This window comes from Streptomyces sp. NPDC053755 (assembly GCF_040677675.1).
Taxonomy (GTDB): Bacteria; Actinomycetota; Actinomycetes; order Streptomycetales; family Streptomycetaceae; genus Streptomyces.
Genome location: NZ_JBFASK010000006.1, coordinates 1 through 13,806 on the forward strand (window position 1 = coordinate 1; position 13,806 = coordinate 13,806).

The 13,806-nt window shown below is 71.6% G+C and carries 12 protein-coding genes; 11 read left to right on the forward strand and 1 reads right to left on the reverse strand.

All coding sequences use genetic code 11. The features are described 5' to 3' along the window. The first annotated feature begins 164 nt into the window (after positions 1–164). From AB0K65_RS08830 to AB0K65_RS08860, 7 genes are all read left to right on the forward strand, one after another. Positions 165–977, forward strand: a complete 813-nt coding sequence (locus tag AB0K65_RS08830) for an FtsQ-type POTRA domain-containing protein (RefSeq protein ID WP_365715073.1) — start codon at positions 165–167, stop codon at positions 975–977. A 279-nt stretch (positions 978–1,256) separates the two neighbouring features. Continuing rightward, positions 1,257–2,465 carry a cell division protein FtsZ gene (gene ftsZ / locus AB0K65_RS08835; RefSeq protein WP_365715074.1) on the forward strand — a complete coding sequence of 403 codons (1,209 nt, stop codon included), beginning with the start codon at positions 1,257–1,259 and terminating at the stop codon, positions 2,463–2,465. Continuing rightward, positions 2,462–3,190, forward strand: a complete 729-nt coding sequence (pgeF, locus tag AB0K65_RS08840) for a peptidoglycan editing factor PgeF (RefSeq protein ID WP_365715075.1) — start codon at positions 2,462–2,464, stop codon at positions 3,188–3,190. Before ftsZ ends, pgeF begins: the two co-directional genes overlap by 4 nt. Positions 3,191–3,206: 16 nt before the next feature. Next, positions 3,207–3,926, forward strand: a complete 720-nt coding sequence (locus tag AB0K65_RS08845; RefSeq protein ID WP_365715241.1) for a YggS family pyridoxal phosphate-dependent enzyme — start codon at positions 3,207–3,209, stop codon at positions 3,924–3,926. 123 nt (positions 3,927–4,049) lie between these two features. Continuing rightward, positions 4,050–4,673, forward strand: a complete 624-nt coding sequence (gene sepF, locus AB0K65_RS08850) for a cell division protein SepF (RefSeq protein WP_365715076.1) — start codon at positions 4,050–4,052, stop codon at positions 4,671–4,673. A 76-nt stretch (positions 4,674–4,749) separates the two neighbouring features. Further along, entirely contained in the window at positions 4,750–5,040 is a 291-nt protein-coding gene (locus AB0K65_RS08855) for a YggT family protein (protein WP_365715077.1), read from the forward strand. 55 nt (positions 5,041–5,095) lie between these two features. Next, positions 5,096–6,241: a DivIVA domain-containing protein gene (locus AB0K65_RS08860; protein ID WP_365715078.1), complete on the forward strand. Its 1,146-nt coding sequence runs from the start codon at positions 5,096–5,098 to the stop codon at positions 6,239–6,241. 539 nt (positions 6,242–6,780) lie between these two features. On the opposite strand, the gene ileS is transcribed toward AB0K65_RS08860, so the two are convergent. Then, entirely contained in the window at positions 6,781–9,918 is a 3,138-nt protein-coding gene (ileS, locus tag AB0K65_RS08865) for an isoleucine--tRNA ligase (protein ID WP_365715079.1), read from the reverse strand. 554 nt (positions 9,919–10,472) lie between these two features. On the opposite strand from ileS, the gene AB0K65_RS08870 reads away from it, so the two are divergent. The 4 genes from AB0K65_RS08870 (at position 10,473) to AB0K65_RS08885 (ending at position 13,766) form a co-directional block, all read left to right on the forward strand. Further along, on the forward strand, positions 10,473–11,690 hold the full coding sequence (locus AB0K65_RS08870; protein WP_365715080.1) for a TraR/DksA C4-type zinc finger protein: 1,218 nt from the start codon (positions 10,473–10,475) through the stop codon (positions 11,688–11,690). Positions 11,691–11,752: 62 nt separating this feature from the next. Further along, positions 11,753–12,319: a signal peptidase II gene (lspA, locus tag AB0K65_RS08875; RefSeq protein WP_365715081.1), complete on the forward strand. Its 567-nt coding sequence runs from the start codon at positions 11,753–11,755 to the stop codon at positions 12,317–12,319. A 41-nt stretch (positions 12,320–12,360) separates the two neighbouring features. Then, entirely contained in the window at positions 12,361–13,302 is a 942-nt protein-coding gene (locus AB0K65_RS08880) for an RluA family pseudouridine synthase (RefSeq protein ID WP_365715082.1), read from the forward strand. Continuing rightward, positions 13,299–13,766 (forward strand): GNAT family N-acetyltransferase, encoded by a 468-nt coding sequence (locus AB0K65_RS08885; RefSeq protein WP_365715083.1) that lies wholly within the window; start codon positions 13,299–13,301, stop codon positions 13,764–13,766. Before AB0K65_RS08880 ends, AB0K65_RS08885 begins: the two co-directional genes overlap by 4 nt. Positions 13,767–13,806 lie beyond the last annotated feature (40 nt).

Here is a 13,806-nt window from a genome sequence, read left to right on the forward strand (position 1 = left end):
ACGCCGCGGGGCCCGCCCTTCGGGCGGACGGCGCCACTTTCGAAACACGCCCTAGAGCCCGTCGCTCGCCCCCCGGCGGGTGGGCGGGCGAGCCGACGGGGCGCACTCGGCGCCCCGGAGGCGGGCAGGGCCCAGCGGAACGGACGGAAGGCAGGGGACGCCAGGTGGCAGCCGGGTCGACGACCGCGGAGAAGAGCGGCGCGAGCAAGCCGAAGGGGCCGTCGCGGCGGCCGTCCCGCCCGGGCGGCCGGGATCGCGTGCCCGGTCGGGTGCCGCTCCCCGGCCCTCGCGGACTGATGATCGCACTGGCGGCGGTCGCGGTCGTGGCGGGCGTCGTCTGGGCCCTCTACGGCTCGTCCTGGCTGCGCGTGGAGCGGGTGGCGACCACCGGCACCGAGGTCCTGACCCCGCGTGAGGTGGAGGCGGTCGCAGCCGTACCCATCGGAGCCCCCCTGGTCTCCGTGGACACGGACGCGATCCGGGCGCGACTCCTGCGGGAATTGCCCCGTATCGACACCGTGGAGGTCGAGCGTTCCTGGCCGCATGGAATCGGTCTGAAAGTGACGGAACGGAAGCCGGTTCTGCTGGTGGAAAAGGGCGGAAAGTTCACTGAAGTGGACTCCACCGGAACCCGTTTCGCCACCGTCGACAAGGCCCCCGTCGGCGTACCCGAACTCGCCCTCGACGCCGCCTCCTCGCCGAGCCTGCGACGGTTCGACGCGGACCGCCTGCTGCTGGAGGCGGTAGGCGTGACGGGCGAACTCCCCGGGAAAATCGCGGCGGACACTCGTGTCGTCAGGGTCACCTCGTACGACTCCATCACTCTGGAGCTGTCCGGTGGCCGGACGGTCTTCTGGGGCAGCGGTGAGGACGGCGAGGTCAAGGCGCGGGTCCTCACCGCGCTCATGAAGGCGACGCCCAAAGCGGGGCACTTCGATGTAAGCGCCCCCACCGCCCCCGCCTCGTCCGGAAGTTGACGCGCATCACCGCTGGCCAGCACCCTGGTTGGCCAGCGCTACGGGTGATCACATAGGGTGAAAAGAAAAACGGGAGGTTCGGCGTGTTCGTTGAACGTGCGCCACTTGTCGACTTAGTGTCCTGTTCGGAAGAGTCCAGCGAACAGAGACACTGGTAACCCTAAAGTTCAAGGTTAGGGTTTGGGTCGGCGTTTCGGACCGTCCCATCGGCATCCGTCGACGCAGCGCGACTAACCCCGCGAAGCGGCGACACGTAACTCGAGGCGAGAGGCCTTCGACGTGGCAGCACCGCAGAACTACCTCGCAGTCATCAAGGTCATCGGTGTCGGCGGCGGTGGTGTCAATGCCATCAACCGAATGATCGAGGTCGGTCTCAAGGGCGTCGAGTTCATCGCGATCAACACGGACGCGCAAGCCCTGTTGATGAGCGACGCCGACGTCAAGCTCGACGTCGGTCGTGAACTCACCCGCGGCCTCGGGGCCGGGGCCAACCCGGCAGTCGGTCGCAAGGCGGCAGAGGACCACCGTGAGGAGATCGAGGAGGTCCTCAAGGGGGCCGACATGGTCTTCGTCACCGCCGGCGAAGGTGGCGGCACCGGCACCGGCGGCGCACCCGTCGTGGCCAACATCGCGCGCTCGCTCGGCGCCCTGACGATCGGTGTGGTCACCCGGCCGTTCACCTTCGAGGGTCGCCGCCGGGCCAACCAGGCGGAGGACGGCATCGCCGAGCTCCGCGAAGAGGTCGACACCCTCATCGTCATCCCGAACGACCGGCTGCTCTCGATCTCGGACCGCCAGGTCTCCGTGCTCGACGCCTTCAAGTCGGCCGACCAGGTGCTGCTGAGCGGTGTGCAGGGCATCACCGACCTCATCACCACCCCCGGTCTGATCAACCTCGACTTCGCCGACGTCAAGTCGGTCATGTCCGAGGCCGGGTCGGCCCTCATGGGCATCGGTTCCGCCCGCGGCGACGACCGCGCGGTGGCCGCCGCCGAGATGGCGATCTCCTCGCCGCTCCTCGAGGCGTCCATCGACGGTGCCCGCGGCGTGCTGCTCTCCATCTCCGGCGGCTCGGACCTCGGTCTCTTCGAGATCAACGAGGCCGCGCAGCTGGTGAGCGAGGCGGCCCACCCCGAGGCCAACATCATCTTCGGCGCCGTCATCGACGACGCCCTGGGCGACGAGGTACGGGTCACGGTCATCGCGGCCGGCTTCGACGGCGGTCAGCCGCCGGCCCGCCGGGACAACATCCTCAGCTCGTCCTCGGCCAAGCGCGAGGAGCCGGCCCCGGCGCCGCGCGCCACCGAGCGTCCGCTCGGCGGCCTGGGCACGGTCACTCCCCGGGACGAGCCGCCGGCTCCGGCCGAGCCCGCACCGGTGGTCAACGAGACCCCGCTCGCCCCGGTCTCCCCGCCGGCGGTCCCGCCGGCCCGCCCGTACCCGGACACGCAGGCCGAAGAGCTGGATGTCCCGGACTTCCTGAAGTGATAGACCGGCTCGAGCCCGTGAACGGCGCGCACTTCGCTTTCACCGACAGGTGGGGCGGGGTGAGCGCCGTTCCGTACGAGGAGCTCAACCTCGGCGGCGCGGTGGGGGACGACCCCGAGGCCGTGCGGACCAACCGGGCGCGTGCGGCCGGCGCCCTGGGGCTCGACCCCGGGCAGGTCGTCTGGATGAACCAGGTCCACGGCACCGACGTGGCGGTGGTCGACGGACCGTGGGGCGAAGGGCCCGCACCCGAGGTCGACGCCATCGTCACCACCCGGCGCGGCCTCGCCCTCGCGGTGCTCACGGCCGACTGCACTCCGGTGCTCCTGGCCGACCCGGTCGCCGGGGTGGCGGCCGCGGCCCACGCGGGACGGCCCGGAATGGTGGCGGGGGTCGTCCCGGCCGCCGTGAAGGCCATGATCGAACTCGGTGCCGACCCGGCCCGGATCGCCGCCCGTACCGGTCCCGCCGTCTGCGGGCGGTGCTACGAAGTGCCCGCCGGGATGCGGGACGAGGTCGCCGCGGTCGAGCCGGCCGCCCGGGCGCGGACCAGCTGGGGAACGCCGTCCGTCGACGTCACCGCCGGAGTCCACGCCCAGCTGGAGCGGCTCGGGGTCCGGGACCTGCGGGCGAGCGCGGTCTGCACCCGGGAGTCGGGCGACCACTACTCGTACCGCCGCGATCGCACCACGGGGCGACTCGCGGGATATGTCTGGTTGGACTGAGAGAGACATGACGGGCATGACGGGCCGCAAGGCCGAACTCGCGGAGAACCTCGCGCGGGTGGAGGAACGTATCGCCGCGGCCTGCGCGGCCGCCGGGCGCCGGCGGGAGGACGTGACCCTCATCGTGGTCACGAAGACCTACCCCGCGAGCGACGTGCGACACCTGTACGAACTCGGGGTCCGGCACGTCGCCGAGAACCGGGACCAGGACGCCGCCCCCAAGGCCGCCGCCTGCGTGGATCTGGACCTGAGCTGGCACTTCGTCGGTCAGTTGCAGACCAACAAGGTCCGCTCTGTGACGAGTTATGCCGATGTCGTGCAGTCCGTCGACCGGTTGAAGCTCGTCACCGCGCTCTCGGCGGCGGCGGAGAGGACCGGCCGGGAGCTGGGCTGCCTCGCCCAGGTCGCGCTCGACGCCGAGTCGGGCGAGCGGGGGGAGCGCGGCGGCGTGGCGCCCGACGGCGTAGAGGAGTTGGCCGCCGCCGTGGACGCCGCACCCGGACTCCGGCTCGACGGCCTGATGACCGTCGCGCCGCTCGCCGGACCGTACGCCGGGCGGCGACGTGCCGCGTTCGACCGGCTGATGGATTTGTCGACTGCCCTGCGCGCGACCCGTCCGGCTGCGAACATGGTGTCCGCGGGGATGAGTGCGGACCTCGAAGAGGCCGTGGCGGCCGGAGCGACACATGTACGCATCGGTACGGCGGTACTGGGTGTCCGCCCCAGGCTCGGGTAACGTCGCCAAGCAAGTCGGACCACAGCAGAAAATATGGTCATTCCCGCCGATGGCGGGCAGGCCGCGTGGATCGCGGGCACTTGGTGACGAGGCCGATCCACCACAGAGCGGAGGACTCAGAGAATGGCCGGCGCGATGCGCAAGATGGCGGTCTACCTCGGCCTCGTGGAGGACGATGGGTACGACGGCCGGGGATTCGACCCCGACGACGACTTCGAACCCGAGCTGGAGCCCGAGCCCGAGCGGGAGCGGCGCCACCACCAGCCCCCGCGCCAGGTGGAGCGGGAGGAACCGGTACGAGTGGTGCAGCAGGCCGCGCCGCGCGAGCCGGTCGCACACGCCGTCCCGCTTTCCGCCGAAAGCGGACGTCCGGCGCGTATCGCCCCCGTGGCATCCATCACACCCGAACGCCCGAGCCTGGAGAAGAACGCACCGGTGATCATGCCCAAGGTCGTGTCCGAGCGGGAGCCCTACCGCATCACCACGCTGCACCCGCGGACCTACAACGAGGCCCGTACCATCGGGGAACACTTCCGCGAGGGCACCCCCGTGATCATGAACCTCACCGAGATGGACGACACGGACGCGAAGCGACTTGTCGACTTTGCCGCCGGACTCGTCTTCGGGCTCCATGGCAGCATTGAGCGCGTGACGCAGAAGGTGTTCCTGTTGTCGCCTGCTAACGTCGATGTCACGGCGGAGGACAAGGCCCGCATCGCAGAGGGCGGATTCTTCAACCAGAGCTGAGAACCACGGGACCGGAACGGCCCGGCCGGAAGGCCGGTCAAGCGAGAGCACGAGCCAGGGGAGAGGGAAGCGCGGGATGGGCGTCGCACTACAAGTGGTCTACATCGCTCTGATGTGCTTCCTCATCGTGCTGATCTTCCGACTGGTCATGGACTACGTCTTCCAGTTCGCACGCGCATGGGAACCCGGTAAGGCGATGGTGGTCGTTCTCGAGGCCACCTACACTGTCACCGATCCACCGCTCAAGCTTCTGCGGCGGTTCATTCCGCCGCTGCGTCTCGGGGGCGTGGCACTCGACCTGTCCTTCTTCGTTCTGATGATCATCGTCTATATCCTGATCTCCGTCGTGAGCAGCTTCGCGAGGTGAATGTGGACGATACGGTCTTGCCGACTGCCGACGACTACGTAGAGGTGAAGAAGAGATGCCGCTGACCCCCGAGGACGTGCGGAACAAGCAGTTCACGACCGTCCGCCTTCGAGAAGGCTATGACGAGGACGAGGTCGATGCCTTCCTCGACGAGGTCGAAGCCGAACTGACCCGCCTGCTCCGCGAGAACGAGGACCTGCGCGCGAAGCTGGCCGCCGCCACGCGTGCCGCCGCGCAGAACCAGCAGCAGCAGGGCATGCGCAAGCCGCCGGAGCAGCAGGATCGTCCCGTCGGTCCCGGCGCCCCGGTGCCCGCCGCCATATCCGGACCGCCGGTTCAGCAGCAGCCCCCGCAGATGGGTCCGCCGCAGCTGCCGTCCGGTGCGCCGCAGCTCCCGGCCGGCCCCGGTGGCCACGGCCAGATGCAGGGCGGCCCCATGGGCGGCCCGGGTCAGATGCAGGGCGGCCCCATGCAGGGCGGCCCGATGCAGGGTGGCCAGATGCAGGGCGGCCCCATGCAGGGTGGCCCGATGGGTCAGCCGATGGGCGGCCCCATGGGGCACCCCCAGCAGCAGATGCAGCAGCCGATGCAGCAGCAGGGCCCCGGCGGCGACAGCGCCGCGCGTGTGCTCTCGCTGGCCCAGCAGACGGCCGACCAGGCGATCGCGGAGGCCCGTTCCGAGGCCAACAAGATCGTCGGCGAGGCGCGCTCGCGCGCCGAGGGCCTGGAGCGGGACGCCCGTGCCAAGGCCGACGCCCTGGAGCGGGACGCGCAGGAGAAGCACCGCGTCGCGATGGGCTCCCTGGAGTCCGCCCGCGCCACGCTGGAGCGCAAGGTCGAGGACCTGCGCGGCTTCGAGCGCGAGTACCGCACCCGTCTGAAGTCCTACCTCGAGTCGCAGCTGCGTCAGCTGGAGACCCAGGCCGACGACTCGCTGGCTCCGCCGCGGACGCCGGCGACCGCCTCCCTGCCGCCGTCGCCCTCGATGGCCTCGGCCGGCGCGAGCGCCCCGTCGTACGGCGGGAACGGCACCATGGGCGGTGGACCGTCGATGGGCGGTGGACCCTCCTACGGTGGCCAGCAGCAGATGTCCCCGGCGATGACCCAGCCGATGGCACCGGTCCGGCCGCAGGCGCCGCAGCCGATGCAGCAGGCGCCGGCGCCGATGCGCGGCTTCCTGATCGACGAGGACGACAACTGACGGCGGGCGTTCGCGCGATGAGCGCGTAGCCGTCGGCAGGCTGAGGGCCGGGCCCCTGGGAAACCAGGGGCCCGGCCCTTTTGCCGTGGCCGGACGCGGGACTGCCCGCCCGGAGGCGCCGTACCGCCCCCCCCCGCGCCCCCGAGGGCCGAGAAAGCCGGGAGCGCCGCCGCGGGCCGGTGCGGGGCGCCGGGGCCGGGCGGGGCGCGAAGGGTCCTTGTCGGGGAGGTCCGGGGCCGGGCGGGGCCGGAGCCTCGGCTAGCCCCGCCTCGTATGCGCCGGGGAGGTCCGGGGGCACGCCGGGCCGGTGCCGGGAGGGCCGGGGGAGGCCGGAGCCTTCGCGGTCCTGTGCCTGGCGGACAGCCGCGGGCGTCCGGGGCCGGGGGAGGGCGGGCGGAGTGTGGGCCCACAGGGCAAGGGGGCCCCTGGAGGGCTGCCGGCCCCGCGACGGGCCGGGCCCCGCCGGGGGGCCGGGTCGGGCGGGGCCGCGGGACGCGAGAGGGCCCGGCACCACGGGTGCCGGGCCCTCTCGGACGGGGTTACGCCTTGCGGAGGCGGAACGTCAGGGCGAGGCCCTCGTCCGTGAACGGGGAGCCGAAGGAGTCGTCGGCGGGCGCCGTGGCGAAGTCCGTGGCCAGCACCTCGTCCGCGATCAGCTCCGTGTGCGCCGTCAGGGCCTCGGTCGTCTCGGGGGACTCCGAGGTCCAGCGCAGGGCGATCCGGTCCGCCACGTCCAGGCCGCTGTTCTTGCGGGCCTCCTGGATCAGGCGGATCGCGTCACGGGCCAGGCCCGCCCGGCGCAGCTCCGGAGTGATCTCCAGGTCCAGCGCGACCGTGGCGCCCGCGTCCGAGGCGACCGACCAGCCCTCCCGGGGCGTCTCCGTGATGACGACCTCCTCCGGGGAGAGCGTCACGTCCTCGCCGTTCACCGACAGGACCGCCTCGCCGGAGCGCAGCGCGAGCGACAGCGCCGCCGCGTCCGCCGCCGCGACCGCCTTCGCCACGTCCTGGACGCCCTTGCCGAAGCGCTTGCCGAGCGCCCGGAAGTTCGCCTTCGCCGTCGTGTCGACCAGCGAGCCGCCGACCTCGGACAGCGCCGCCAGCGAGGAGACGTTCAGCTCCTCCGTGATCTGCGCCCGGAGCTCCGGCGAGAGGGCGGAGAAGCCCGTCGCGGCCACCAGCGCCCGGGAGAGCGGCTGGCGCGTCTTCACGCCCGACTCCGCCCGCGTCGCGCGGCCCAGCTCCACCAGACGGCGGACCAGGAGCATCTGCTGCGACAGCTCCGGGTCGATGGCCGAGGTGTCGGCCTCCGGCCACGTCGCGAGGTGGACCGACTCCGGGGCGTCCGGCGTCACGGGGACGACGAGGTCCTGCCAGACCCGCTCGGTGATGAACGGGGTCAGCGGGGCCATCAGCCGGGTGACGGTCTCCACGACGTCGTGGAGCGTGCGCAGCGCAGCCTTGTCGCCCTGCCAGAACCGGCGGCGCGAACGACGCACGTACCAGTTCGACAGGTCGTCCACGAACGCCGAGACGAGCTTGCCGGCGCGCTGGGTGTCGTACGCCTCCATGGCCTGCGTCACCTGGTCCACGAGCGCGTTGAGCTCGCTCAGCAGCCAGCGGTCCAGGACCGTGCGGTCGGCCGGCGCCGGGTCGGCGGCCGACGGCGACCAGCTCGACGTACGGGCGTACAGCGCCTGGAAGGCGACCGTGTTCCAGTAGGTCAGGAGGGTCTTGCGGACGACCTCCTGGATCGTGCCGTGGCCGACCCGGCGGGCCGCCCACGGCGAACCGCCGGCCGCCATGAACCAGCGGACCGCGTCCGCGCCGTGCTGGTCCATCAGGGGGATCGGCTGCAGGATGTTGCCCAGGTGCTTGGACATCTTCCGGCCGTCCTCGGCGAGGATGTGGCCGAGGCAGACCACGTTCTCGTACGAGGACTTGTCGAAGACGAGCGTGCCGACCGCCATCAGCGTGTAGAACCAGCCACGCGTCTGGTCGATGGCCTCGGAGATGAACTGCGCCGGATAGCGGCTCTCGAACAGTTCCTTGTTCTTGTACGGGTAGCCCCACTGGGCGAACGGCATCGAGCCGGAGTCGTACCAGGCGTCGATGACCTCCGGCACGCGCGTGGCGGTCTTCGCGCAGCCTTCCGCCGTGCAGGTGAAGGTGACGTCGTCGATGTACGGGCGGTGCGGGTCGAGCTCGGACTGGTCGGTGCCCGTCAGCTCGGTCAGCTCGGCACGCGAGCCCACGCACGTGAGGTGGTCGTCCTCGCAACGCCACAGCGGCAGCGGCGTGCCCCAGTAGCGGCTCCGGGAGAGCGCCCAGTCGATGTTGTTGTTCAGCCAGTCGCCGAACCGGCCGTGCTTGACCGACTCGGGGAACCAGTTCGTGTTCTCGTTCTCCTGGAGGAGACGGTCCTTGACGGCGGTCGTACGGATGTACCAGGACGGCTGCGCGTAGTAGAGCAGCGCCGTGTGGCAGCGCCAGCAGTGCGGGTAGCTGTGCTCGTACGGGACGTGCCGGAAGAGCAGGCCGCGCGCCTCCAGGTCGGCGGTGAGCGCCTCGTCGGCCTTCTTGAAGAAGACGCCGCCGACCAGCGGCACGTCCTCCTCGAAGGTGCCGTCGGGGCGGACCGGGTTCACGACCGGCAGGCCGTAGGCGCGGCAGACCTTGAGGTCGTCCTCACCGAAGGCGGGGGACTGGTGGACCAGACCCGTGCCGTCCTCGGTCGTGACGTACTCGGCGTTGACGACGTAGTGCGCCTCCGCGGGGAACTCCACGAGCTCGAAGGGGCGCCGGTAGGTCCAGCGCTCCATCTCGGCGCCGGTGAAGGACTCGCCCGTGGTCACCCAGCCCTCGCCGAGCGCCTTCTCCAGCAGCGGCTGGGCGACGACCAGCTTCTCCTCGCCGTTCGACGCGACGACGTAGCCGACCTCCGGGTGGGCGGCGACCGCCGTGTTGGAGACCAGGGTCCAGGGGGTCGTCGTCCACACCAGGAGCGCCGCCTCGCCGGCGAGCGGGCCGGAGGTCAGCGGGAAGCGGACGAAGACGGACGGGTCGACGACCGTCTCGTACCCCTGCGCCAGCTCGTGGTCCGACAGGCCGGTGCCGCAGCGCGGGCACCAGGGGGCGACGCGGTGGTCCTGGACGAGCAGGCCCTTGTCGAAGATCTGCTTGAGCGACCACCAGACCGACTCGATGTACTCGGGGTCCATGGTCCGGTACGCGTCGTCCAGGTCGACCCAGTAGCCCATGCGGGTCGTCAGCTCGGCGAAGGCGTCGGTGTGCCGGGTCACGGACTCGCGGCACTTGTCGTTGAACGCGGCGATGCCGTACGCCTCGATGTCCTTCTTGCCGGAGAAGCCCAGCTCCTTCTCGACGGCGAGCTCGACCGGCAGGCCGTGGCAGTCCCAGCCGGCCTTGCGGGCGACGTGGTAGCCGCGCATGGTCCGGAAGCGGGGGAAGACGTCCTTGAAGACGCGGGCCTCGATGTGGTGGGCGCCGGGCATGCCGTTGGCGGTGGGCGGGCCTTCGTAGAACACCCACTCGGGGCGGCCCTCGGACTGCTCCAGGGTCTTGGCGAAGACCTTGCTCTCGCGCCAGAAATCGAGCACGGCGTGCTCGAGCGCGGGCAGGTCGACCTGGGCGGGCACCTGGCGGTACTGCGACATCGATCTTCCTCCGGCGGACTGTCTCGTTTCCGTCCGGAGGGACGAGAGCGCCGTGCTGCGCGGCTCCCGCGGTACCACCCTCCTTGGCCCCGGGCGTGCGCCCGTGGCCCCCTCATTGGGGTCGCGATGCCGGTTCTACTGGCCGAGGGACTGCTCACGGCGTTCTTCCGGCGGCTCCGGGGTGATGCTTCACATCGGGCTCGCCCCCGGGCTCTCACCGTCCCCGGGTCGCTCATGGCTGCGTACGACGCTACTCGTCCCCATCCAAGCCTTTCGCTGCGCCCAGTGTACGGGCCCGGGGGCGGCGCGGCCGACCGGATTCCGGTGACCCGAATGGCCACACGGGGTGGCGGGGAGTTCGGCTGCGGCCATGTGGGGGAGCGGGCGGCGGGATTACCCGGCGGGGAGTTGGGCACAACGGATGCAGGCTCGCCTTGCCGGAGGCATGGGCGGGTGCGATGACGGCGGCGTGCCCTGTTGCCGCGGGCCTTGGGCCGATTTATCGTCCCAGCACGATTCGCGAGCAAGATCACAATATGTGAAGGGGCCGCGACATGGTGGCGAAGAAGACCGCCGCGAAGAAGACCTCGACCACCGGTTCCACCGGCGCGGGCGGGTCGGCCAAGGACGTGACCGCCAAGAAGTCGACGGTCGCGGAGAAGGCGGGCGCGGCGGTCACGGCACGCAAGAGCACGGCCAGGACCACGGCGAAGGCACCGGGCAGGACCACGGCGAAGACCACGACGAAGGCGCCGGCGAAGACGACGACGAGCACGGCCAAGGGCGAGGCCGAGAGCACGACCAGCACGGCCAGTGCCACGGCGAAGCCCGCGGCCGGGACCGCGACGACGAGTACGGCCAAGACCGCGGCCAAGGCGCCGGTCAGGAAGAAGTCGGCGCCCGCCCCGGCGCGGAAGACGGCGGCGAAGAAGGCGGCTGCCGGGAAGGCGCCGCCCAAGGAGGCGGTGGCCACCAAGGCACCGGCGAAGAAACCGGCCGCCAGGAGGGCCGCGGCGGGGAAGACCGCCGGGATCGCGTCCGCCGGGAAGGCCCCGGCCGAGGAGGCTGCGGCCCGGGAGTCCGCGGCGCGGAAGTGGACGGCGGCCGCCGACGCCGAGGCGGCCACGGCCGGGAAGGCCTCCACGAGGAAGGCCACCGCGAGGAAGAGTACGAAGAAGGTCACGAGGAAGCAGGCCCCGGCGGAGAAGACCGCCGCCGGGAAGGCCGCGGCCGACAAGGCCGGGGTCACGACGAAGGCCGCGTCCGCGGCACAGGCGGAACAGACAGGAGCCGGCACGGTGGCAGCGAAGAAGACCGCGGGTGGAGTCGTCACGACGGCCGGGGACGAGGCCGCGGTGCCGCCCCCGGCCCGGGCCGGCGACCTCGCCGTACGCCCCGGTGAGGACCCCTGGACGTCCGAGGAGGTCGCCGAGGCGCGGACCGGTCTGGAGAGCGAGGTGCTCAGACTCCGGACCGAGCTGCTCCACTCCCAGCAGGAGCTGACCGGCCTGATGCGGGACTCCGGCGACGGCGCGGGCGACGACCAGGCCGACACCGGCACGAAGAACATCACCCGCGAGCACGAGCTGGCGCTGGCCGCCAACGCCCGCGAGATGCTCGAACAGACCGAGCACGCCCTGGAGCGGCTCGAGGCGGGGACGTACGGCCTGTGCGAGGTGTGCGGCAAGCCGATCGGAAAGGCGCGCATGCAGGCGTTCCCCCGGGCCACGCTCTGCGTCGAGGACAAGCAGAAGCAGGAGCGCCGGGGCTGACCGTCCCCGACCCGGGTGCCGTACCCTCGTGGGCAGTCAGGCACCTAGGTTGAGGGACTCACGTGGCAGAGGCGGAGCGCATCATCGGTACGCCGGATTCAGCAGGGCCTGAAGAGGCCGCGGCGCCGGAGGAGCGGCCGAAGGGCAAGCGCAGGATCGTGGCGCTGTTCGTGGTGGCGTTGGTCGCGTACCTCCTCGACCTCGGCAGCAAGATGCTCGTGGTCGCCAAGCTGGAGGGCCACGAGCCGATCCGCGTCGTGGGCGATCTGCTGCAGTTCCACGCGATCCGCAACCCGGGCGCGGCGTTCGGCATGGGCGAGGCCTTCACGGTCATCTTCACCTGCATCGCGGCCGCGGTGATCGTCGTGATCGTCCGGCTGGCGCGCAAGCTCTACAGCCTGCCGTGGGCGCTCGCGCTCGGCCTGCTGCTCGGCGGCGCCCTCGGCAACCTCACCGACCGGATCTTCCGCTCGCCCGGCGTCTTCGAGGGCGCGGTCGTCGACTTCATCGCGCCCGCGCACTTCGCCGTCTTCAACCTCGCCGACTCCGCGATCGTGTGCGGCGGCTTCCTGATCGTCATCCTGTCGTTCCGCGGCCTGGACCCGGACGGGACCGTCCACAAGGACTGACCGCAGAACCGGGTGCCGTCCGCACAAGGCATACTCGACGGGTGAGTACGAGTCCCGAGATCCGCACGCTGCCCGTTCCCGACGGCCTGGAGGGCGAGCGCGTCGACGCCGCCATCGCCCGCATGTTCGGGTTTTCCCGTACGAAGGCAGCCGAGCTGGCCGCCTCCGGAAAGGTCCAGGTCGACGGCTCAGTCGTCGGCAAGTCCGAGCGGGTCAGCGGTGGCGCGTGGCTCGAGGTCGAGATGCCCGGGGCGCCGGCGCCCGTGCAGGTCGTGGCCGAGCCCGTGGAGGGCATGGAGATCGTCCACGACGACGACGACATCGTCGTGATCATGAAGCCGGTCGGTGTGGCCGCGCACCCCAGCCCCGGCTGGACCGGCACCACCGTCATCGGCGGCCTCGCCGCCGCCGGGTACCGCATCTCCACCTCCGGCGCCGCCGAGCGCCAGGGGATCGTGCACCGCCTCGACGTCGGCACCTCCGGCCTCATGGTCGTCGCCAAGTCGGAGCGGGCCTACACGCTGCTCAAGGCGCAGTTCAAGGAGCGGGTCGTCGACAAGCGCTACCACGCGCTGGTCCAGGGCCACCCCGACCCGATGAGCGGCACGATCGACGCGCCCATCGGCCGTCACCCCAACCACGACTACAAGTGGGCCGTGACCGCCGAAGGCAAGCCCTCGGTGACGCACTACGACCTGATCGAGGCGTTCCGGGCGGCCTCGCTGCTCGACATCAAGCTGGAGACCGGCCGGACGCACCAGATCCGGGTGCACATGTCGGCCCACCGCCACCCCTGCGTCGGCGACCTCACGTACGGCGCCGACCCCACCATGGCCAAGCGCCTCGGCCTGACCCGGCAGTGGCTGCACGCCGTGCGGCTCGGCTTCGAGCACCCCTCGGACGGCGGCTGGGTCGAGTTCGAGAGCACGTATCCGGCGGACCTGCGGGCCGCTCTGGACAAGATCGCGGAGGAGAGCGCGTGAGCCTGGGATACGCCGTACGGGAGGCGCTCGGTCCCGACGACCGTGACGCCTGCTTCGCGGTGCGCAGGGAGGTCTTCGTCGGCGAGCAGGACGTCCCGGCGGAGATCGAGTACGACGCGTACGACGAGACCGCCGTGCACGTCCTCGCCCTCCGCGAGGACGGCCTGCCGCTCGGCACCGGCAGGCTCCTCCACGGAGCGGACGCGGCCGGCAAGACCGGCGGCGACACGTCCGTGGGCTCCCTGGGGCGGCTCGCCGTCACGAAGGAGGCGCGTGGTCTCGGCGTCGGAGCGGCGCTGGTCCGGGCCATCGAGGACGCGGCGCGCGTGCGCGGCCTGAAGGCCGTCGACCTCCACGCCCAGACCCACGCCCTCGGTTTCTACGAGCGGCTCGGCTACGAGGCGTACGGCCCCGAGTTCCCGGACGCCGGCATCGCGCACCGGGCGATGCGCCGGGTGCTGTAGAGCCTCGGCCCCCGGGGCCTCGCGGCCCGACGGCAGCACG